We start from the raw sequence: 19,620 nt of genomic DNA on the forward strand, positions 1-19,620 counted from the left end.
TCCTCAACCGGCCTTGCGGCCTTCGACCAGGGTGTCTGAATCGGTGAGTGGCGTGGCCGCGCTCTCCGCGAACCCCGCCTCGGCCAGCCACGACCGCGCCTGCCCGGGGGTGTAACCGGTGCCCCCGGGGGTGATCAGCTTCATGTTGATGCTGAGCAGCAGGCGGTCAGGGTCGCGGCGCTCGTCGTCGATCATCGAGTCGTAGATCAGCACTCGCCCGCCGGGAGGGAGCGCCTCGTGGACGCGGCGCAGCAGCTTCACGCACTGCTCGGCGTTCCAGTCGTGCAGGACGTGCCCAAGGACCATCACCTCGGCCTCCGGCAGCGGGTCGGTGAAGAAGTCGAGGGCGTGGAAGCGGACCTTGCCCGTCAGGCCCAGCCGGTCCATGTGTCGGCCGAAGGCGTCCTCGACCGCGGGCAGGTCGGCCACGCCCGCCTGGAGGTGGGGGTGGACCCGGACGACGGACGCGGCCACGTTGCCGCGCGCTCCGCCCAGGTCCACGAACGAGCCGCGGGCGGCCCAGTCGTGGGCCAGGGCCAGCGCGGGGCCGATCTCGGCGCTGGCCGCGTCCATCATGGCCATGAACCGCTCGACGGAGGCCGGGTACTCGTAGAACTTCTTGAAGTCCCGGCTCTGGACGGCCCGGTGGCCGCCGTCCCTGAGCTGGCCGGTCAGCTCGGCCCACACGGGGAAGTGCGAGTTGAGCAGCCGCATCAGGCCGTCGAGAGAGTCGGGGCCCTCGGCGAAGAACCGGGCGGTGGCCGGCGCGTTGGCGTAGACGTCCCCCTCGCGCTCCAGGTATCCCAGGCCGACCAGCGCGTCCAGGAAGTCGCCGCCGGTCCGGGGGTGGATCCCGCAGTCACGCATGATGTCCGCGCCGGCCGCGGGGCCGCGTCCCAGCCGCTTGAACAGGCCGAGTTCGACGGCGCTGAGCAGGACCTTCGCGGCCCAGTACGCGCGCGCCGCCGCGACGACGGAAGCCCGGTCCGGGGGACCGGCCGTCCGGGGGCCCGTGATCTCGTCCACGTCGTCCTCCTGTGAGGGGTTCCGAGGGCAAGGGTGACCGGCCGTTCTAGAGGGAGGGTCGACCGTGACTGGGGCGGGGCCTTCCACGCGTGCTCGACCGGAGTTCGAGGTGGCGGGCGGACGATGGCCGGGTAACGGAGTCGTGTCACAGGGTCACGTCACGAGATCGTGACATGACCGCCACGGGGGAGGAGAGTGATGGGGGTCGCCCAGGCTGCGCCGCGCGAAGTGGCGTGCCGCCTCCCGGAATATGACGCGTCCCTTAATCGACGGTATGAGCGTGACTTATCCCCGAGTATGATCGCGACTCCGCGCTGTACATGTAGGCTGTCTACTGTTGAGGCGTCTCCGGCTCACCTGGAAGGGGCATTCTTGATGAGCGACAACCAGGCCAAAGGATCTGTCGCACCCACGGTGAGGCTCGTCATCCTCATCGTCGTGGGGATCGTCATCGGCAACGTGGTGGTCACCCTGTTGATGAACCGGGACACCGGTCTCGGCTTCGACGAGCTCATCGCCTTCGGCGGTGGCGCGTTGCTGGGCGTGCTGCTCGAGTTCGGGATCTTCCGGCGGGCCGGGCGCTGAGACATGGACGCGCTCACCTTAGCCAGGCTCGAGTTCGGGCTGACGACGAGCATGCACTTCCTGTTCGTCGCCCTGACGCTCGGCATGGCGCCGCTCATCGCCTTCCTGCAGACCGCCTGGGTCGTGCGCAAGAATCCCCTGTTCGAGCGGCTGACGAAGTTCTGGGGACAGATCTACATCGTCAACTACGGCCTGGGCATCATCTCGGGCCTGCTGCTGGAGTTCCAGTTCAGTCTCAACTGGAGCGGCCTGACGCACTTCGCCGGTGAGCTGTTCGGCGCTCCCATGGCGATGGAGACGCTGTACGCGTTCTTCATCGAGTCGACGTTCCTCGGGTTGTGGATCTTCGGCTGGGGCCGGATGCCGAAGGTGCTGCACCTGCTGACGTTCTACGTGGTCGCGATCGCGGCGATCGGCTCGGCCTATCTGATCGTGGTCGCCAACGGCTTCCTGCAGAACCCGGTGGGCTTCGTCCAGGAAGGCGAGGTCCTGCGGGTCGTCGACATCGCCGCCGTGTTCAGCAACCCGGCCGCCCTGCTCGCCGTCGGCCACATCCTGCCCGCCTCCTTCATGGTCGCCGGGTTCTTCATGGCCGGCGTCAGCGCGTGGCACTTCCGCCGCGGCACCGGCGAGGTGCCCTTCTTCCGCTTCTCCATGCGGCTCGGGCTCGTGGTCGGCTACGTCGCCACGTTCTTCACGATCGGGTTCGGCGACGCCTCGGTGCTGTGGGTGGTGAACAACCAGCCCACGAAGCTCGGCGCGGGCGCCGAGCAGGTCGTGGCGCAGATGGTCGCAGAACACGGCCCGGGCGACTACATGGCGCCCACCTGGGTCCCCCTCGCGCTCAGCCTGATGCTGGCGGTCGCCTACGTCTACGTGATCGGCGCGCTCGTCCCGATCGTGATGCTCGGCAAGGGCCGGATCGAACGGCGGCGCTTCCTGCTCGGGATAGGCGTCTGGACGATCCCGGTGCCCTTCGTGACCGTCATCCTCGGCTGGACGGTCCGGGAGATCGGCCGCCAGCCCTGGATCATCTACGACGTCCTGCCCACCAGTGAGGCCGTCTCGAACGTGAGCGCCGGGAGCATCCTGGCCTCGCTGGTGATCTTCACGACCCTCTACGTCGCCCTGGTGATCATCGGTTACGTGCTGATCGCCAGGATCGCCAGGAGAGGCCCTGAGTCGCTCGTGCTCGGGAGCGTCCTGGGCGAGTCCGAGGAGCCCACCGCCCAACTAGCCGGGGAGCGCTGATGGAGATCGTCTGGCTGGTCATCGTCGGCCTGCTGCTGGCCGGCTGGTCCGGGCTCGACGGCTTCAGCCTCGGCGCGGGCATGTTCCTGTCCAGGCTGAAGGGCGACGCCCCGGCCAGGCGCCGGGTGGTCGCCGCCGTCGGGCCGTTCTTCCTGGCCAACGAGGTCTGGCTGATCGCCTTCGCCGGGGTGCTGGCGGTGACGTTCCCGGAGGCCAAGGCCGGGCTGTTCATCTCGCTGTACCCGGTGCTGGTGCTGATGATCGCCGCGTGGCTGGTGCGCGACGCGGGCATGTGGTTCCGCGCGCGCCGGCCCGAGGCCCGGTGGCAGGCGCGGTGGGAGACGACCCAGGCCGTGGCGAGCGTGGTGTTCGCGGCGGCGACCGGGCTCTTCCTCGGCAGCGCCGTCCAGACTCCCGGTGACGGTCTGCTGTGGCTGCTCAACCCGTACGCGCTGCTGTGCGGGCTCGCGGTGACGGCGCTGTTCGCCCTGCACGGTACGGCGTTCCTCGCGCTGCGTACCACGGGGGAGCTGCGCGAGCGGGCCAGGCACACGGCCGGGCGGCTGGCGCCCGTCGTGGTCGTGCTCCTGCTGGCCCTGATCGGCACGGCGCCGCTCGTGACGGCGACCGGGGTCACGCCCATCGCGTTCGTCCTCGGGCTGGTCGGCCCGGTCGCCGCCGCGGTGGCCTGGCTGGGCGTCAGGAGGGGCGGCGACGGGCTGACGTTCGCCTCGACCGCCGTCGCGGCCGTCTTCCTGCCGCTGACCGTCGGCGCGCTGATGGCCGAGCGGTTGCTGGACGGGGTGGCAGGGCAGGGCGCGATCGACCAGCTCACGCTGCTGGCGATGCCGATCCTGCCGTTCCTGCTCGTCGCCCAGGCGGTGCTCTGGTGGGTCAACCGGCACCGGCTGAACGAGCGCTCGGTGACGTTCTTCTGACCCATGTCTCCATCCCTCTCCTGACCGGCGTGCCGCTCCTGGGCGGCACGCCGGTGCGAGCGCCGCGCTCGGGCCTCAGGAACGACCCCACGACCCCCTCGACTCGCAGCTCGACGGCGTTTGACCCGTTCTGAACGGGTGCGAAGCCGCCACGCAGAATTCGATTCGGCATGAGACTTCCTGTTCGGCTGTGTGGGTTTTGCGCGAGGGTATTGAGGGGTAATGGAGGAGTGGTCGAGGCCCGCTCGAATGCACATGCGCCCTTCGAGGCATACGTCCCCCTTTATGGGCACCAACCTTGCCCGGCAATGAGGCTGCGCCTACGCTAATTCCTGACATATTAAGATCGTGCCGGTCGCCAGGGGGCGTCATGTTACGATTCAAGGTTCTTGGTCCACTCGAGGTATACCGCGACGACTGTGTCAGGACACCGAGCGCGCCGAAATTGCGCCGAGTTTTAGGTCTGCTGCTTCTTCGGGCCGACAGTGTCGTGGATATGCAGTCGGTCATTGCCGAACTGTGGGGTGACCGGCCGCCGATGAGCGCCGTCACGACCACGCAGACCTACATCTACCAGCTCCGCAAGGAGCTCAACCGCGACACCCAGCGCTTGATCACGAAACCGCCCGGCTACCTGCTCAGGCTCGACGGGGACGAGCTCGACGCGCGATCGTGCGAGAAGCTGATCGACAAGGGTAACCGATTGCTGGAGGAGGGGCGCCCGAGCGAGGCGTCCGACGTGCTGAGCGAGGCACTGGCCCTGTGGAAGGGGCCGCCGCTGGCCAACACCCCGTGCGGGGTGCTGCTCCAGGCGCACGCCGTACACCTCGAAGAGCTGCGGATACGCGCGCTGGCCACCCGGATCGAGGCCGACATGCGGCTCGGCAGGGCCCGTACTCTCATCGCCGAGCTGCGTTCGCTGGTCGTTCTCCATCCGCTCAACGAGTGGTTCCACGCCCGCCTCATCGAGGCGCTATACCGCGCGGGTCGCCGCGGGGAGGCGCTGCGGGCGTACCAGGACATGCGGATGACTCTGCGTGACGAACTCGGGCTCGAACCCGCCGCTCCGCTGCAGCGCCTCCAGCGCTCCATCCTCGACGGCGCCGAGCCGGCGCTCGACCAAGACACGGAACGTAACGGGCTCGTGTCTCCAGTGGGGTCACTGGGGCTGAAGTAAGAGCAGAAGCCCGAGTGAATTCAACGTCCTCGGAAATCGATTTTCCTGGATCGGATGTGTAGTTATTGCCTAGACACGCCCCGTGAGGCGACATAGCATCTCTGTGAAACTGAGCGCAATTTTGTCAAGCTTGTTTGACGACGAAAGTGCAAAGAACCTGGCAGATCTTCGGGGGAGGGACTGGCCTTGTCCGGTGATCACTTAGGTCTCATGCATGACCGGCGCGCCCGCGTCGGTCGGGAAGGCACACCTGTGCTCACCGTCAGTCCCTGTCCCGTCAACCCAGCCGACACCGAAGAGGGCGACCTCGCCGCGCCCATCTACCGCCCACCGCCCGCGCCTGTCGCGACACGCATCGTCCGGAAGCTCGCCGGGGCCATGAAAGCCCAGGTCGGCGCCCACATTTTCCAGTTCGCCCGCCACCGCCGCGAACGGGGCCACCGACCGGCCACCCCCAGTCGCCCTCATGGCACCACCTCTCCGGTCGCCCATGCCGTCCGCTCACCTTAGGCGTCCGGTCATTCCCGACGGCCATCCGCGCGACAGGTGCCGCGCCGGCCGTCCGGTGGTCCCGCACCTCGCCCCGGCCCGTTCTCCGGTCCCGTGAACGGTCTGCCGGCGTCTCCGGCGTACGCGGTCTTCCCGTCGTGCGTTCTGGATGACTTATATTCCCAAAGCTTTGCCTGGAAAAGCCCGCGATCAACAGGTATGGAGAATTATCCGGTCGGTCCCGTACGGCATTCTTCACCGGATGTGATTAAGCCTGCTCGACGCGGTCAGAGGTCTGGCGAGGAAATCTAAAATGAAGCAGAAGGTAAACGACGACACCGTCCTGGTTCTAGGTGGAGATCAGCGCACCCGGGAGGCGATTGCGGAAATCATTGCATTTGAGAACGAGTTCTCGACGACGGTTCAGGCACTGCGCCAGGCCGCGCCCGCGCACTCCACGGTCATCATCGTCGGCGTGGGCGCGCTCGCCGACGAGGTCCCCGACCAACCGGACGACGACCCGCTGCCGAGCGCGCTCTCACCCCGCGAACGCGAGGTGCTGTCGCTGGTGGCGGAGGCGCTGAGCAACGCGCAGGTCGCCAACCGCATGGGAATCACGGAGGGAACGGTCAAGCGCCACCTGCGCAACATCTTCGGCAAGCTGGGAGCCGTTTCGCGCATGGACGCCGTGATCAAAGGGGGTGTGGTGACCAACCGGCCCGCGTCGCCGGGAGCCACGGGAACCGCGGGAGCCTGAACGGCAGGCCACCGGCGCGACCACCGGCGGCCTGCACGTGTGCACGTCACTGCGATGGCCCGCCCGCGGACGGAGTCGCGCTGGGAGACGGCTCGGCCTTCTCGCCCACCACGCGTCCCGACACCAGCCGCCGCACCAGAGCGACCACGCCGACGATCAGACCGACGAGCGTGATCAACCCCCACAGGATGCCCTGAGGGCCGCCACCCTGATCGGACAGGACGACGAATGCGGGCGTGAGCAGCAGCGCCGCGCCCGCGGCGGTACCCTGCACGGGGTCGAACCTGGCCGTCGCCGAGCGCCGGCGCAGCGCCTCGTAGCCGAACAGCGCCGCAGGGACGAGCAGCACCGCCGCGGCCACGCCGGGCAGGTCCTCCCCGAACGAGGCGACCGACGGAAGATAGGCCAACAGCGGGACCAGCCAGTAGGCGGCGAACACCAGCGCCGAGATCGTCGCGGACACCACGGTCGCGACCGCGGACGCGGCCCCGGGAGACCGCTCACGGTAGGCCCGCTCCAGCAGGTCCACGGTGTTGAAGGGACTGTAGGTGGGATACCTGCGCCGCCACAGCACCGCCGGGATGGCGGCCGCCTCGACGCCTCCGTAGCCGCTGGCCGCGTTGACGATGAGCGAGGTCGACAGGTAACCGGCTATGCCGTTGAAGAACGCCGAGCCGCCCGGGTCGGTGGCGTACGCCATCACCGGCAGGAGCAGCAGCGCGCTGGTGACCCACGGGCTGACCCGGGCGATGAACCGGTCCGCCAGCAGCCGCCAGAACGCCGCGTACGCCGCGACCAGCAGCAGGAAGAACACCACCACCAGACCGATGTACCCGAGGGTGGCCCCGGTCAGGCGGTGGGCGAGGAGCCCTAGCCCGGCCAGGCCGGCCAGCAGCCGGAAGATCCGGCCCGCCGGACCCGTGTCACGGCCGATGATGAACAGGGGGAAGCTCTCCGTCGCCGTCACCGCACGCCTCCGTCATAGGGGGTTGTTGGGCGTGGAGCTGCCTGTCTTGTAGGGAGACTCCACGTTGTCGTACATGAGGTGCATCATCTGCCCGGCCACCGCGTGCAGCAGGTTGTGGCAGTGGTCCATCCAGGCGCCGGGGTTGTCGGCGCGGAAGCCGACCTCCCAGACCTCGCCCTGCTGGACGTCCACGACGTCGCGCCGGAGCGGGCTGCCCGTCACCGGCCGCCCGTTCCTGGTGAGCAGTTGCACGTGGTGGCCGTGCAGGTGCATGGGATGGTCCAGGCGGCTGCGGTTGAAGAAGCGCAGTTTGATCAGCTCGCCCTCGCGCACCACCGGGGTGGGCACGTCGGGGAAGACCTTGCCGTTGATCGTCCACAGGAACGTGAACGAGCCGTTGTAGAAGCCGGGCCGGTTGTCGAAGACGTAGGTGAAGGTCCGGTCGAAGCGGCTCGTGTGGTCGAACTCCGTCGCGGCGGGCTTGCCGTACGTGGTGAGGTCGAAGTCGGGCAGGTTGCGCCCCGGGGTGACCTCGCCGGTGCCGTCGGGGCTGATCAGCAGGCCGGCGTCCATCGCCTCCGACTCGGTGATCCGCAGCGGGCCGTCGGGCATCGTGAACTCGATGTCGTAGCGGCCGCCCGCGCCGAGCATCAGGCGTACGCCGGACAACGGGGTGGGGCCGTTGATCGGATTGCCGTCCACGGCCGTAATCATGAACGAGGTTCCGTCGATCGTGAAGAACCTCGGCGTGGGCGCCGAGACGACCAGGCGCAGCCGCACCTTGCGACCTGCCGGGATGGCCCAGCGGTCGAGCCGGTCGGCGATCCCGAACGCGCGGTGGTCGCGGCCCTGCGACTGCCACGTGTGCAGCATCACCGTACGGTCCACGATGTCCTCGTCGCCGAGCCCGGCCGCGGGTTCGATGATCATCGAGCCGAACAGGCCGCGGCGCACCTGCTCGGAGGAGGCCTGGTGGGAGTGGTACCAGTGGGTGCCGACGTCTCCCATGGGCACGCGGAAGCGGTAGGTGTAGGTCCCGCCGGGCCGCACCGCGTCCTGGGTGACGCCGGGGACGCCGTCGGCCGCGTTCGGCACGTCCACGCCGTGCCAGTGCACGGTCACCTCGGCCGACGGCAGCCGGTTCACGAGCGTGACCTCGATCAGCTCGCCCTCGCGCACCCGCAGCTCCGGCCCGGGCACCTGCCCGTTGAACGCCCACGCGTCGACGAGCGCCCCGGAGGCGAGCCGGACGGTCATCTCGCCGGCCTCCAGCCTGAACCGGCGGTCCGGCGGGCCGGTGTCCGGCTCGGTCAGCTCGGTGACGCTCGCCGCGTCGTCGGCGCGCTCCGCGGACCCCGGCGCGTCCCCGAAGAACGGCGACTGCGCGGAACCGTGGGCGGCCGAATGCTCAGGACCGTGCATGGCCATGACCGAGGGGTGCTCGCTGGTGCGGGCCGACAACGCCCCGCAGCCGCCGACGAGCGCCACGACCAGCGTTCCGGCGAGGAGGCGGCGCAGGGCCCGTACCCGCAGGCGGGGGCGGTCGGGAACGGTGTCGCGGACGCGCCGCGCGAGCCTCGTCCACAACACCGCCGAGCCCAGAATGAACACGGCGTAGGCGATCAGCGCGTCACCCGTGAACGGCGGGGTGATCGGCCAGGGGAAGGCCAGCATGAACCCGACGGCCGCACCGAGCGCGGTCGTCTGCACGGGCCAGGCGAGCCTGGGGTCGGCGGCGGCCCTGCGCGGCCCGTCGGGCATGCTGCCCGGGACCGTCGCCTCCTCCGGCAATACGTGCTGAGAGTCCGCGGTGGTGTCCGCTGGGTCGTCCGTGTCGCCTGGTGTGGCGCCTGGTGTGGCGCCTGGTGTGGCGGGGGCGTCCGCCCCGTCCGTACGCGAGCGCAGCCGCCACAGGCGCGGCACCGTCCACCAGGCCACCGCCACGAGCGGGAGCAGCACGACCGGACCGGCCACCAGCACCCGGTCCGCGCCGAACTCCCAGCCGTAGCCGAGGAGCCGGACACTGGTGACCACGCGGGCCGCGACCAGCAGGGTGGCGAGGGCGAGCACCGCGAGGAGGACCCACGCGCCCACCCGCAGCCGCCGCCCCGGCGCGCGGTACGCCAGGCGGTAGGCGGCGTGGGCGGCCCACCACCACGGCAGCAGGACCGCGAGCGACAGCACGACGTCGATGTTGAGCAGTTCCTCGAAGTAGTCGGCCCGGTACATGTGCCGTCCTTACGCGTTTTCGCCGGGGTAGTTCTCGGGCGTGAGCTGCGCGATCGATCTCATGATCGAGTTCGCGAAGTGCTGCCTGAACCCCTCGGGCGTCTTGGTGTCACGTTGCTGGGCGAGGTAGGGGGCGAGCTTCTCCTCCAGGTCGTGCACGCCCGACTGGGTGGCCATGTGCTTGCCGACCTCGATGATGGAGCCCTCGTAGTGGATGACCCGGACCATGAACTCGTCCTTGATGAAGACGGCGCTGCCGAGCAGTTCGCCGACCTTCTCACCGGCCTCGTTGCGGATGACCGGGGTGCTCACGCGCCGGAAGCCGGCGAAGATCTTCTCGATCTCGTCCTCGTTGCCGGGCTTTACCCTGTAGGTGATTGCTGCGTACGGCATGATCCTCCTTCGAGATTCACCAGGAACGCCGGGTCGAGCGGATGCCCTTCGGCGTGGATTCGGTCGAATGCGGCGGCGACCGCCTCGCGGTCCTTGGCGTCGTCGCCCGAGCGGGCGGGCAGCAGCCCGGTCACGGCGCTGCGCCTGGCGAGCACCGCCGGATGGCGGCGGGCCAGCGCGCACAGTCCCTGCCCCGGGCCGGCCTCCACCAGCAGGAAGTCGCCGTCGTCGAGCAGCCGGTCGAGCGCGGTCATGAACAGCACGGGCTGCGCCGGTTGGGCCGCCCAGAACTCGGGGTCCAGGACGTCGTCCTCACCCAGCGGGCCGGGGCGGTAGGCGGAATAGAGCGGCAGGGCGGGCGGGCGCAGCCGGGCCGCGTGCCAGGCCGGCACCGAGGCGGCGGCCTGCTCCGCGAGCGCGGGGCTGTGGAACGCCTGCAGCGCGCGCGTCGGGCGGCAGGTGAAACCGTCGGCGACCAGGCGCTTCCTGACCTCGTCGAGCGGTTCGGCGGGGCCGGCGAGCAGGGTCTGCCTGGGCGCGTTGACCGCGCCGACGACGACGTGCCCGCTCAGGTACGGTTCGAGGTCGCCGGGGGAGCCGGCCACCGCCAGCATGCCGCCCGCCGGGCTGTCCTTGATCTGGTCGACCCGGTCGCGCATGAGCCGCAGGCCCTCTTCGAAGTCGAAGACACCGGCCAGCGTGGCGGCGGCCATCTCGCCCACGCTGTGGCCGAGCAGCGCGGCCGGGCGTACGCCCCAGTCGATGACGGTCCTGCCCAGGGCGCAGTTGATCGCGTACAGCAGCGGCTGGGCCCGGGTGACGTCGTCGAACAGCGCGCTGGGCCGCTCGCCCAGCCACTCGGCGCGGAGCTGCTCGCCGTCGCGGCCGAGCAGGGAGAAGGCCGTGTCCATGGTGTCGGTGAAGACCGGCACGTGCCCGTAGAGCCCGGCGGCCATCCGGGCGGACTGCGCGCCCTGGCCGGGGAAGAGCAGCGCGACCGGCCGGGCGGACGGGGTGGCGGGCGTGGGCGGGGCCGGGACGTCGGCGGTTTCGGCGGCGGTTTCGGCGGTGGCCGCTGAACGTGGCAGCATGAAGACCAACCTCAGGGTGATCAGACAGAGGACGACGTAGAGCAGGACCGTGATGGCGAGCGCCTCGACGTACGCCTCCCGCCCGGCCACGGCCGGATCGCCGAGCAGCACGTAGAAGACCGCGCCCGCCACGGCCACCCCGACGGCCGAGCCGACCTGCCGGAACGTGGTGAACATGCCGGCCGCGCTGCCCGCCTCGGTGACCGGCACCGCGCTCATGACCAGGTCGAGCACCGGCGTGGTGACGAGACTGGTGCCGACGCCCGTGGCCAGCAGGGCCAGCGCCAGCGGCACCTGCGAGCCGCCTCCTGTGTAGGCGGCGGGCACGACGTAGACGAAGGCGGCCGTGCCCAGCGTCATCAGCACGGCGCCGCCGGCCAGCGCCTTGCGCCCTGAGCTGCGGACCAGGGGCGTGGCCAGCATCGCGCCGAGCGCCGTGCCGATCGCCCACGGGGTGATGGTCAGGCCGATGCTCGGCCCGTCGAGGCGCAGGCCGTCCTGGAGGAGGATGACGAAGAGCAGGAAGAACGCGTTGATGATGGCCGCGACCAGCACGGAGACGATCAGGCCCGCGGTGAAGACCCGCACCCTGAACAGCCCGAGCGACACCAGGGGCTGCCCGCCGGCCCGTTCGACGCGCCGCTCGTGCCGGACGAAGAGCGCCAGCGGGACCGCCGCGAACGGCAGCAGCGCCCACTCCCACGACATGCCCGTCGTGAGCGGGTAGATGAGCAGCAGCACGGTCGCCGCCGCGAGCAGCGTCCCGACCAGGTCGATCTGCGGCTTCACCGTGCGTTCGCCGGGGCCGGGCAGGCACAGGGCGCCGACGACCACCGCGATCAGGGCGATCGGCACGTTGATGAGGAAGACGATCCGCCAGCCGAGCGCGGTCTGGGAGAGGAAGCCGCCGACCAGCGGTCCGCACGCGCCCGCCAGGCACGCCACCACCGCATAGAGGGCGAACGACTTCCCCCGGCTCGCGGCCGGCACGAGATACCTGATGGCGGCCAGCACCTGCGGGGTCATGAGAGCCGCCGACATGCCCTGCGCCCCCCGGGCGGCGAGCAGCGACGGGACGTCCCAGGCCACCGCCGCCAGCAGGGACGCGGCGGCGAAGCCGCTGACCCCGGCGAGGAACACCCGGCGGATCCCCCACAGGTCCCCCAGCCGGCCGCCGGTCACCACCAGCAGGGCGAAGGGCAGCGTGTAGGCGAGGATGATCATCTGGGTGGCCGTGTGCGAGGCGTCCAGGTCGTGCCGGATCGCGGGCGCGATCACGTAGATGACGCTGACCTCGAAGAACCCCAGGAAGGCGACCGGCAGCATGGCCGCCATCACCAGGCGGCTCCTCATGACGCCGCCAGGGCGGCGCCGGCGGCGTTGACGGCCAGCGCGGCGACGGCCAGCACGGTCCTGAGCAGGTGCCAGTTCTGCCACAGGGGGCGGGGGTCGTCCCAGTCGGGGGTGAGCGCCGCCGGGTCCATCGCGTGGATGCGCTTGTTGATCGGGACGTTCGCCAGGTGGGAGACGCCCTGCGTGCCGAGCATCAGGACGAACGCCGCGGCGAACAGATAGCGGGCCGGGACGGGCGCCAGGAAGACCAGGACGAGGTCGGCGAACATGCCGCCGTTCACCGTCAGCGGCATGATCGGGTGATACCCCTTGCCCAGTCGCCGGTGCATGTCGATGTAGCGGTCGGCGGGCAGCGCGCGCAGTGCGGGCAGCACGCTGACGGCGATCGCGAGGAAGACGCCGGCGACGATGCCGCTGCCGACGATCGCGACGACCTCCAAGAGCGCGGTGAACATGCGCCGGTCACCTCTTCGCCTTGTCCGAGTTTCGCCAGAGGACCAGCCGCCAGGGTGCCGCCCGCGCTTCGAGGGAGGGTGGGGCCGTGCTGGAACGCGGGTCTCCAGCGGTGCTGGACCGGGACGCGAGGCGGGGGTGCGAGCGTGCTCAGCGTTGGCCCGGGAGGCGCGGGCCGCGAGAGGGAGGAACCGTGCACCGTGCATTGATCGTCGCGCGCATGGACCCGAGCGACACCGAGCGGGTCGCGCGGGTCTGGACGGAATCAGATGCGACCGAACTGCCCCACATGATCGGCGTCGACCGGCGTACCCTCTTCCGCTTCCACGGGCTCTATTTCCAGCTCATCGAGGCGGACAAGGACATCACCGAGAACCTCTACCGCGCGCGCAGCCACCCGCTGTACCAGGACATCCACAACAAGCTCGCGGAGTACATGACGCCCTACGACCCCAACTGGCGCGAGCCGAAGGACGCCATGGCCGAGCCCTTCTACTCCTGGACGCGCGAATGAAGGTCGTGACCTGGGACGACGTCGTGTCGAACCGGCGTCGGGGCGGAGACGTCAGGGTGCTGCTCAGCCCGCGGACCGTCGAGTCGACCTCGGGCTTCGGCGGCGCGCTCACTCTTGAGCCCGGCCAGTACATCTGCGAGCACTATCACCCCTACTCGGAGGAGTTCATCCACGTGGTGCGCGGCTCGCTCATCATGCGGGTCGACGGGGAGCCCCAGCGGCTCGGCCCGGGCGACGCGTTGATGGTGCCCATCGGCGTACGGCACCGCATGGAGAACGACGGAGACGAGCAGGCGTACGTGATCTTCCATCTGGGCCCGCTGGCCCCGCGCCCTGAGCTGGGCCACGTGGACCTGGAGACCCTGCCAGGAGCCGAGCATCAGCCGCAGCTCCAGGTGGGCGCTCCGGGAGAAGGGCGGGTCGGCGGTGGCAGGTAGCGCAGACGAGCGCACCGTCGTGGTGACGGGCATCGGCGTGGTGGCGCCGGGCGGGTTCGGGCGTGAGGCGTTCTGGGAGCGCATCACGTCAGGCAGGACGGCGACCCGGCGGATCACGTTCTTCGACCCCGAGGGGTTCCGCTGCCAGGTGGCGGCGGAATGCGACTTCGACCCGCGCGCGGCGGGGCTGACGCCCCAGGAGATCCGCAGGATGGACCGCGCGGCGCAGCTCGCGGTCGTCGCCTCGCGGGAGGCGCTGGCCGACGCGGGCAGTCCCGAGCTGCGGCCCGAGCGCACGGCGGTGTCGGTGGGCAACGCCGTGGGCTGCACGATGGGCCTGGAGCGCGAGTACACGGTCGTGAGCGACGGCGGCCGCAAGTGGGTCGTCGACCACGAGTACGCCGTCCCCGAGCTGTACGACTACTTCGCCCCCAGCTCGCTGGGCCGCGAGGTCGCCTGGGACTGCGCCGCGGAGGGCCCAGTAGCGGTGGTGTCGTCCGGTTGCACCTCCGGCATCGACGCGCTCGGCTACGCGGTCGGCCTCCTGGAGGAGGGCGCGGCGGACGTGGTCGTGGCCGGCGCCACGGACGCCCCGCTGTCGCCGATCACCGTGGCCTGCTTCGACGCGATCAAGGCGACCTCCACGCTCAACGACCGGCCGGAGGAGGCGTGCCGGCCGTTCGACGCCGACCGCAAGGGTCTCGTGCTCGGCGAGGGGTCGGCCATGTTCGTGCTGGAGACGCTGGCCAGTGCCCGCCGCAGGGGAGCGCGCGTCTACTGCTCGATCCCCGGCTACGCGACCCGGGCCAACGGCTTCCACATGACGGGGCTCAAGCCGGACGGGCGGGAGATGGCCGAGGCCATCAGGATCGCGCTGGACCGCGCCAAGATCTCGCCCGACCGGGTCGACTACGTCAACGCGCACGGCTCGGGCACCAAGCAGAACGACCGCCACGAGACGGCCGCGGTCAAACGGGCCCTCGGCCCCCGCGCCCACGAGGTTCCCATGAGTTCGATCAAATCCATGGTCGGCCACTCGCTCGGCGCCATCGGCGCCATCGAGGCGGCGGCGTGCGCGCTGGCCATCGACAGGAACGTGGTCCCGCCCACGGCCAATCTGCACACCAAGGATCCCGAGTGCGACCTCGACTACGTGCCGCTGACCGCGCGGGAGCACCGCACGGACGTGGCGCTGTCGGTGGGCAGCGGGTTCGGCGGGTTCCAGAGCGCCGTGCTCTTCGCGGGGGTGGCGTGATGAGCGCCGTGGTGACCGGCCTCGGGGTCGTCGCCCCGAACGGCATGGGGGCGGAGCAGTACTGGTCGGCCGTCTGCGACGGCAAGAGCGGCATCGACCGGATCCGGCGCTTCGACTGCACGGGTTACCCGGTGACGCTGGCGGGCGAGCTGGCCTCGTTCGACGCGGCCGAGCACGTGCCGGGACGGCTGCGGCCGGAGACCTCGATGATGAGCCACATCGCCTTCGCCGCCGCCGAGCTGGCGCTGGCGGACGCCCGGCTCGACCCGGCCGACCTGCCCGAGTACGAGCGGGGCGTCATCACCGCCAACGCCACCGGCGGCGTCGAGTTCGGCCAGCGGGAGCTGCAGAACCTGTGGAGCCAGGGGCCGAGCCACGTCAGCGCGTACATGTCGATCGCCTGGTTCTTCGCGGCGACGACGGGGCAACTGTCGATCCGGCACAAGCTGCGCGGCCACTGCGGCGTGGTGCTGTCGGAGCAGGCCGGCGGCCTCGACGCGCTCGGGCAGGCCCGCCGCGCGCTGCGCGCCGACCACCGCATGATCATGGCGGGTGGCACCGAGTCGGCGCTGTCGCCGGCCGGCGTGGTCGCCCAGATCCCCACGCGGAACCTGAGCACCCGGGCCGAGCCGAGCCGCGCGTACCTGCCCTTCGACGCCGACGCGAACGGTTACGTGGGCGGGGAGGGCGGCGCCCTCCTCGTGGTCGAGGACGCGGACTCGGCCCGTGAGCGCGGGGCGCCCACGATCTACGGCGAGATCGCCGGGTACGCCGCCACCTTCGACCCGCGCCCCGGCACCGGTCGGCCGCCCGGCCTGCAACGGGCCATGCGGCAGGCCCTGGCGGACGCGCAGGCCGACCCGCGCGACGTGGACGTCGTCTTCGCCGACGCCTACGGCGTGCCCGAGCTGGACCTCGTCGAGGCGGAGGCCATCTCCGCGGTCTTCGGCCCGTACGGGGTGCCGGTCACCGCGCCCAAGACGATGACCGGCCGCATCTACGCCGGGGCGGGCGCGCTCGACGTGGCCGCCGCGCTGCTGTCCATCAGGGACGGGCTCATCCCCCCGACCGTCAACGTCACCCGGCTGGCGGCCGGCTGCTCCATCGACCTCGTCCGCGAGGGCCCGCGGCCGTCGCAAGTCCGTACGGCGCTCGTGCTCGCCCGCGGTCACGGGGGCTTCAACTCGGCGCTCGTAGTGCGCGCCGCCTAAGAGAGGGCCGCCCCAAGGGAGGACCTCAGGAAGGAGAGGCAATGCCGGAGTTCACCGCCGAAGACCTGCGCGTGGTGATCCGCGGCACGGTCGGCGTCGACGACTCGGTCGACCTGGACGGCGACATCGTGGATGTGCCGTTCGGGGAGCTCGGGTACGACTCGCTGGCCGTGCTGGAGATCGCGAACAAGATCCAGAAGGAGTTCGGGGTCGCGATCCCCGACGACCTGATCGTCGAGCTGGAGACCCCTCGCAAGCTGATCGGCTTCGTCAACCAGGAAGGGGCGGTCGCCTCATGAGCGGGCGCACGGAGGCCACGGTCGTCATCGACGCGTCCATGGACGTGGTCTGGGACATGACCAACGACCTCGAGAACTGGCCGAACCTGTTCACCGAGTACGCCAAGGTCGAGGTGCTCGAACGCGACGGCGACACCGTACGGTTCCGCCTGACCATGCACCCCGACGAGAACGGCAGTGTGCACGCCTGGGAGTCGGAGCGCACGGCCGACCCGAAGACGCGCACGGTGCGCGCCCGCCGGGTGGAGTCGCACGCCTTCGACTACATGAACATCTACTGGGACTACACGGAGCACGATGGCGGCGTCCAGATGCGCTGGGTGCAGGAGTTCCACGTCAACGAGGCGATGTCCTACGGCGACGAGGAGATGGCCGCGCACCTGAAGAAGAACACCGCCATCCAGATGGCCGCCATCAAGCAGCGGATCGAGGAGGCCGCGGCGGGCCGATGACCTGGCTGCTCCTCCCCTTGGCGCTGGCCGGCGGCGGACTCGCCGCCGGCGGGCTGATGATCGCCTCTCTCGGCGGCGCCCCGCTGCTGGAGAGGCTGCCGCGCGAGCAGTACGTGCCGGTGCACCAGTTCCTGGTGACCCGCTTTGACCCGTTCATGCCGATCTGCATGGTCACCGCGACGGTGTGCGACGTGCTGCTCCTGTTCACCGCCCCAGAGGCGACCAGGATCCCGCTGGCCGTGGCGCTGGCCGCGCTGCTGGGGGCGATCTACGTCTCGCTCGGCAAGAACGTCCCGATCAACCGTTACGTGGCGGGGCTCGACCCGCAGGCCCTGCCGGAGGACTGGGCGGCGGCGGACCCCAGGGTCCGCTGGCGCAACTGGAACCTGCTGCGCACCGCGTTCGCCGTGACCGCACTGGCCGGCAACGCCGTGGCCGCCGCCGTCGTGCTCGGAGGAGTCTGATGGATCTGCAACTGAGTGGAAAGAACGCCCTGGTCACCGGAGGATCGCGGGGCATCGGCCGGGGCATCGCCCTGGGGCTGGCCCGCGCCGGGGCGAACGTGGTGACCTGCCACGTCTCCGGCGGTGAGGCCGCCGACGATCTGGCGCGAGAGCTGAAGAAGATCCCCGGGGACCACCGGGTGCTGCGGGCCGACGTCCGCAGGCCCGACGACGTGGCGATGCTCGTCGACGAGTTCCGTCCGGGCGGTCTGGACGTCGTCGTGCACAACGCGGGCGTGATCAGCCACCTGTCCGCCGAGGACATCGAGCCGGACGAGTGGCACCGCGTCGTGGACACCAACCTCACCGCCGCCTACCTGCTCGTACGCGCCGCGCTGCCGGTGCTGTCCGAGGGCTCGTCCATCATCGGGATCGGCTCGCGGGTGGCCACCGTCGGCCTCGCCCAGCGCACCCACTACACCGCGGCCAAGCTGGGCCTGGTGGGCTTCTTCCGCTCGCTGGCCAAGGAGCTGGGGGGGCGCGGGATCCGCGTCAACGTCGTGGAGCCCGGCGTGATCGAGACCGAGGCCGCGGCCCGTCTGAGCGAGGAGCAGTACGCCGCGCTCCAGGCCCGCTACCGCGCCCTGACCTCACTCGGCCGCCTGGGGACCCCGGACGAGGTGGCCGACGTGGTGTTGTTCCTGGCCGGTCCCCAATCCCGCTATGTCACCGGCACCACCATCCGGGTCGATGGAGGAATCTGACATGACCTTCCGCGTACTGCTGCGTTTCGAGATCAACCCCGGGATGGAGAAGGGGTTCGAGGACACCTGGCTGTCGATCGGCTCCGTCATCACCGGCCACCCGGCGAACATCGGTCAGTGGCTGCTGCGGGGCTCCGACGAGGCCGGCATCTACTACGTCATCAGCGACTGGGTGAACGAGGAGCGCTTCCGCGAGTTCGAGCACAGCGACGAGCACGTCGAGCACCGCAAGAAGCTGCACCCGTACCGCAGGGGTGGCTCGATGAACACGATGAGCGTCGTCCACGAGCTGCGCGGGGCCGCGGCGTGAGCGGTCGCGCACGCGTCCTGGTGTGGTACGTCGCCCCCGGGGACGACCCGGGCGCCGTCGAACGCGCCTACGACCAGATCAGCGGCGACCTCGCCGGCACCCCCGGCCTGCTCGGCAACGAACTGCTCAGGCGGCTCGACGACCCCTTGCGGGTGATGGTGATGAGCGAGTGGGAGAGCCTGGCCAGCTTCCAGAAGTGGGAGCAGGGGATCGACCACCGGCCCGCCACGTCCCCGCTGCGCCCCTACGCCGACCGGTACGAGATCTATGAAGTGGTATCCGCCTTCTGACACCGAGGAACACGTGGACGACAGCCGCCTGTGGGCCCGCTGGCTGCGCACGCTCCTGGACGCGTTCGCGGCGACGGGCCTGTGGTGGTTCGGGGTTCCGCCCCTGCCGCCGCCGGGCCAAGAGGAAACGTGGGAGGACCCGTGGCGATGACGACGACCGCACCCGCGGCGGCCTGGCTGGCCTGCGGCGGCTGCCGGTCCCTGGTGTACGGCAACCGCCTGGCCCGCGAGCTGGGCGTGTGCCCCGAGTGCGGGCACCACACCCGGCTGAGCGCCCCCCAGCGCCTGGACCAACTGCTGGACGAGGGGACGGCGCGGATCCTGCCGGTCGAGCCGACGATCGAGGACCCGCTCGGCTTCTCCGACGACCGGCCCTACCTCGAACGGCTCGGCGCCGCCAGGCAGAGCACCGGGCTGGACGACGCCGTGCTCTGCGCCCGCGGCGAGATCCTCGGCGTGCCCGTCGTCGTGGCGGCCATGGACTTCCGCTTCCTCGGCGGCAGCATGGGCGTGGCCGTCGGCGAGGCCATCGCCGGGGCCGCGGACGCCGCCGCCCGCGACCGTACGCCGCTGGTGCTGGTGACGGCCTCCGGCGGGGCACGCATGCACGAGGGCATCTGGTCGCTGCTGCAGATGGCCAAGACCAGCCAGGCGCTGGCCGAGCTGGACGCGCTCGGCGTGCCGACGGTCTCCGTGATCACGGATCCGACGTACGCCGGGGTCGCCGCCTCGTTCGCCACGCTCACCGACGTGATCATCGCGGAGCCGGGAGCCAGGATGGGCTTCACCGGGCCGCGGGTCATCAAGGAGACGATCGGCGAACGGCTCCCCGAGGGCTTCCAGACCGCCGAGGCGCTGCTGCGCTGCGGCCTGATCGACGGCATCCGGCCGCGCGCCGAGCTGCGGGCCACGCTGGCGGCGCTGCTCGGCCGCCGC

Annotated in this window: 23 protein-coding genes; 17 read left to right on the forward strand and 6 right to left on the reverse strand. The window is 70.6% G+C overall.

Translation table 11 applies throughout. From position 1 onward, the window contains the following. Window positions 1-3 precede the first annotated feature (3 nt). Complete coding sequence (locus ABD844_RS40800) at window positions 4-1,026, reverse strand: methyltransferase (RefSeq protein WP_344890875.1); 1,023 nt, start codon at window positions 1,024-1,026, stop codon at window positions 4-6. A gap of 375 nt (window positions 1,027-1,401) precedes the next feature. Here ABD844_RS40800 and ABD844_RS40805 point away from each other — a divergent pair, with 375 nt between their 5' ends. The 5 genes from ABD844_RS40805 (at window position 1,402) to ABD844_RS40825 (ending at window position 6,223) form a co-directional block, all read left to right on the forward strand. Continuing rightward, the gene (locus tag ABD844_RS40805) at window positions 1,402-1,611 is read left to right on the forward strand and encodes a hypothetical protein (protein ID WP_344890879.1); all 210 of its coding nucleotides are present in this window, start codon (window positions 1,402-1,404) and stop codon (window positions 1,609-1,611) included. 3 nt (window positions 1,612-1,614) lie between these two features. Further along, a complete protein-coding gene (locus tag ABD844_RS40810; protein ID WP_344890882.1) occupies window positions 1,615-2,862 on the forward strand; it encodes a cytochrome ubiquinol oxidase subunit I in 1,248 nt (415 codons plus the stop codon). Beyond that, entirely contained in the window at window positions 2,862-3,800 is a 939-nt protein-coding gene (locus tag ABD844_RS40815) for a cytochrome d ubiquinol oxidase subunit II (RefSeq protein ID WP_344890885.1), read from the forward strand. Before ABD844_RS40810 ends, ABD844_RS40815 begins: the two co-directional genes overlap by 1 nt. 370 nt (window positions 3,801-4,170) lie before the next feature. Next, a complete protein-coding gene (locus ABD844_RS40820) occupies window positions 4,171-4,977 on the forward strand; it encodes an AfsR/SARP family transcriptional regulator (RefSeq protein ID WP_344890888.1) in 807 nt (268 codons plus the stop codon). Window positions 4,978-5,779: 802 nt separating this feature from the next. After that, window positions 5,780-6,223, forward strand: coding sequence for a response regulator transcription factor (locus tag ABD844_RS40825; protein WP_344890891.1), 444 nt, complete (start codon window positions 5,780-5,782; stop codon window positions 6,221-6,223). 46 nt (window positions 6,224-6,269) lie between these two features. Here ABD844_RS40825 and ABD844_RS40830 read toward each other — a convergent pair whose 3' ends face one another. The 5 genes from ABD844_RS40830 to ABD844_RS40850 are packed head-to-tail and all read right to left on the reverse strand — an operon-like array spanning window position 6,270 to window position 12,711. Continuing rightward, the gene (locus ABD844_RS40830) at window positions 6,270-7,190 is read right to left on the reverse strand and encodes a DUF6410 domain-containing protein (protein ID WP_344890894.1); all 921 of its coding nucleotides are present in this window, start codon (window positions 7,188-7,190) and stop codon (window positions 6,270-6,272) included. Window positions 7,191-7,202: 12 nt separating this feature from the next. After that, entirely contained in the window at window positions 7,203-9,419 is a 2,217-nt protein-coding gene (locus tag ABD844_RS40835; protein WP_344890899.1) for a multicopper oxidase family protein, read from the reverse strand. Window positions 9,420-9,428: 9 nt separating this feature from the next. Then, window positions 9,429-9,812 carry a SchA/CurD-like domain-containing protein gene (locus ABD844_RS40840; protein ID WP_344890902.1) on the reverse strand — a complete coding sequence of 128 codons (384 nt, stop codon included), beginning with the start codon at window positions 9,810-9,812 and terminating at the stop codon, window positions 9,429-9,431. Further along, entirely contained in the window at window positions 9,782-12,256 is a 2,475-nt protein-coding gene (locus ABD844_RS40845; RefSeq protein ID WP_344890905.1) for an MFS transporter, read from the reverse strand. Before ABD844_RS40845 ends, ABD844_RS40840 begins: the two co-directional genes overlap by 31 nt. Continuing rightward, the gene (locus ABD844_RS40850; RefSeq protein ID WP_344890909.1) at window positions 12,253-12,711 is read right to left on the reverse strand and encodes an anthrone oxygenase family protein; all 459 of its coding nucleotides are present in this window, start codon (window positions 12,709-12,711) and stop codon (window positions 12,253-12,255) included. Before ABD844_RS40850 ends, ABD844_RS40845 begins: the two co-directional genes overlap by 4 nt. A gap of 191 nt (window positions 12,712-12,902) precedes the next feature. Between ABD844_RS40850 and ABD844_RS40855 the strand changes: the two genes are divergently transcribed. The 12 genes from ABD844_RS40855 to ABD844_RS40910 form a co-directional block, all read left to right on the forward strand. Then, window positions 12,903-13,223, forward strand: a complete 321-nt coding sequence (locus tag ABD844_RS40855) for a TcmI family type II polyketide cyclase (RefSeq protein WP_344890913.1) — start codon at window positions 12,903-12,905, stop codon at window positions 13,221-13,223. Further along, entirely contained in the window at window positions 13,220-13,660 is a 441-nt protein-coding gene (locus ABD844_RS40860; RefSeq protein WP_344890916.1) for a cupin domain-containing protein, read from the forward strand. Before ABD844_RS40855 ends, ABD844_RS40860 begins: the two co-directional genes overlap by 4 nt. Beyond that, the gene (locus tag ABD844_RS40865) at window positions 13,650-14,915 is read left to right on the forward strand and encodes a beta-ketoacyl-[acyl-carrier-protein] synthase family protein (protein WP_344890919.1); all 1,266 of its coding nucleotides are present in this window, start codon (window positions 13,650-13,652) and stop codon (window positions 14,913-14,915) included. The genes ABD844_RS40860 and ABD844_RS40865 overlap by 11 nt, the downstream gene beginning before the upstream one ends. After that, on the forward strand, window positions 14,915-16,126 hold the full coding sequence (locus ABD844_RS40870) for a ketosynthase chain-length factor (RefSeq protein WP_344890922.1): 1,212 nt from the start codon (window positions 14,915-14,917) through the stop codon (window positions 16,124-16,126). Before ABD844_RS40865 ends, ABD844_RS40870 begins: the two co-directional genes overlap by 1 nt. A 41-nt stretch (window positions 16,127-16,167) precedes the next feature. Next, complete coding sequence (locus ABD844_RS40875; protein WP_344890925.1) at window positions 16,168-16,425, forward strand: acyl carrier protein; 258 nt, start codon at window positions 16,168-16,170, stop codon at window positions 16,423-16,425. Beyond that, complete coding sequence (locus tag ABD844_RS40880) at window positions 16,422-16,877, forward strand: SRPBCC family protein (RefSeq protein WP_344890928.1); 456 nt, start codon at window positions 16,422-16,424, stop codon at window positions 16,875-16,877. Before ABD844_RS40875 ends, ABD844_RS40880 begins: the two co-directional genes overlap by 4 nt. Next, window positions 16,874-17,341 (forward strand): anthrone oxygenase family protein, encoded by a 468-nt coding sequence (locus ABD844_RS40885; RefSeq protein ID WP_344890931.1) that lies wholly within the window; start codon window positions 16,874-16,876, stop codon window positions 17,339-17,341. Before ABD844_RS40880 ends, ABD844_RS40885 begins: the two co-directional genes overlap by 4 nt. After that, a complete protein-coding gene (locus tag ABD844_RS40890) occupies window positions 17,341-18,084 on the forward strand; it encodes an SDR family oxidoreductase (RefSeq protein ID WP_344890935.1) in 744 nt (247 codons plus the stop codon). Before ABD844_RS40885 ends, ABD844_RS40890 begins: the two co-directional genes overlap by 1 nt. A gap of 1 nt (window position 18,085) precedes the next feature. Further along, window positions 18,086-18,394: an antibiotic biosynthesis monooxygenase family protein gene (locus tag ABD844_RS40895; protein ID WP_344890938.1), complete on the forward strand. Its 309-nt coding sequence runs from the start codon at window positions 18,086-18,088 to the stop codon at window positions 18,392-18,394. Further along, on the forward strand, window positions 18,391-18,684 hold the full coding sequence (locus tag ABD844_RS40900) for an antibiotic biosynthesis monooxygenase family protein (protein WP_344890942.1): 294 nt from the start codon (window positions 18,391-18,393) through the stop codon (window positions 18,682-18,684). The genes ABD844_RS40895 and ABD844_RS40900 overlap by 4 nt, the downstream gene beginning before the upstream one ends. A 13-nt stretch (window positions 18,685-18,697) precedes the next feature. Then, window positions 18,698-18,835: a hypothetical protein gene (locus ABD844_RS40905; protein ID WP_344890946.1), complete on the forward strand. Its 138-nt coding sequence runs from the start codon at window positions 18,698-18,700 to the stop codon at window positions 18,833-18,835. Continuing rightward, on the forward strand, window positions 18,832-19,620 hold a 789-nt coding region (locus tag ABD844_RS40910), incomplete at its 3' end, for an acetyl-CoA carboxylase carboxyltransferase subunit beta (protein WP_344890949.1). The genes ABD844_RS40905 and ABD844_RS40910, both read left to right, overlap by 4 nt.

The sequence above is a fragment of the Nonomuraea antimicrobica genome (assembly GCF_039536965.1).
GTDB classification, from domain to species: Bacteria; Actinomycetota; Actinomycetes; order Streptosporangiales; family Streptosporangiaceae; genus Nonomuraea; species Nonomuraea antimicrobica.

What these genes read in the sequence shown, in the direction of transcription:
- ABD844_RS40805 (WP_344890879.1), top strand. Translation starts at nt 1,402, where the DNA reads ATGAGCGACAACCAGGCCAAAGGATCTGTCGCACCCACGGTGAGGCTC.
- ABD844_RS40810 (WP_344890882.1), top strand. Translation starts at nt 1,615, where the DNA reads ATGGACGCGCTCACCTTAGCCAGGCTCGAGTTCGGGCTGACGACGAGC.
- ABD844_RS40815 (WP_344890885.1), top strand. Translation starts at nt 2,862, where the DNA reads ATGGAGATCGTCTGGCTGGTCATCGTCGGCCTGCTGCTGGCCGGCTGG.
- ABD844_RS40820 (WP_344890888.1), top strand. Translation starts at nt 4,171, where the DNA reads ATGTTACGATTCAAGGTTCTTGGTCCACTCGAGGTATACCGCGACGAC.
- ABD844_RS40825 (WP_344890891.1), top strand. Translation starts at nt 5,780, where the DNA reads ATGAAGCAGAAGGTAAACGACGACACCGTCCTGGTTCTAGGTGGAGAT.
- ABD844_RS40835 (WP_344890899.1), bottom strand. Translation starts at nt 9,419, where the DNA reads ATGTACCGGGCCGACTACTTCGAGGAACTGCTCAACATCGACGTCGTG.
- ABD844_RS40840 (WP_344890902.1), bottom strand. Translation starts at nt 9,812, where the DNA reads ATGCCGTACGCAGCAATCACCTACAGGGTAAAGCCCGGCAACGAGGAC.
- ABD844_RS40845 (WP_344890905.1), bottom strand. Translation starts at nt 12,256, where the DNA reads ATGAGGAGCCGCCTGGTGATGGCGGCCATGCTGCCGGTCGCCTTCCTG.
- ABD844_RS40850 (WP_344890909.1), bottom strand. Translation starts at nt 12,711, where the DNA reads ATGTTCACCGCGCTCTTGGAGGTCGTCGCGATCGTCGGCAGCGGCATC.
- ABD844_RS40860 (WP_344890916.1), top strand. Translation starts at nt 13,220, where the DNA reads ATGAAGGTCGTGACCTGGGACGACGTCGTGTCGAACCGGCGTCGGGGC.
- ABD844_RS40870 (WP_344890922.1), top strand. Translation starts at nt 14,915, where the DNA reads ATGAGCGCCGTGGTGACCGGCCTCGGGGTCGTCGCCCCGAACGGCATG.
- ABD844_RS40875 (WP_344890925.1), top strand. Translation starts at nt 16,168, where the DNA reads ATGCCGGAGTTCACCGCCGAAGACCTGCGCGTGGTGATCCGCGGCACG.
- ABD844_RS40880 (WP_344890928.1), top strand. Translation starts at nt 16,422, where the DNA reads ATGAGCGGGCGCACGGAGGCCACGGTCGTCATCGACGCGTCCATGGAC.
- ABD844_RS40885 (WP_344890931.1), top strand. Translation starts at nt 16,874, where the DNA reads ATGACCTGGCTGCTCCTCCCCTTGGCGCTGGCCGGCGGCGGACTCGCC.
- ABD844_RS40890 (WP_344890935.1), top strand. Translation starts at nt 17,341, where the DNA reads ATGGATCTGCAACTGAGTGGAAAGAACGCCCTGGTCACCGGAGGATCG.
- ABD844_RS40895 (WP_344890938.1), top strand. Translation starts at nt 18,086, where the DNA reads ATGACCTTCCGCGTACTGCTGCGTTTCGAGATCAACCCCGGGATGGAG.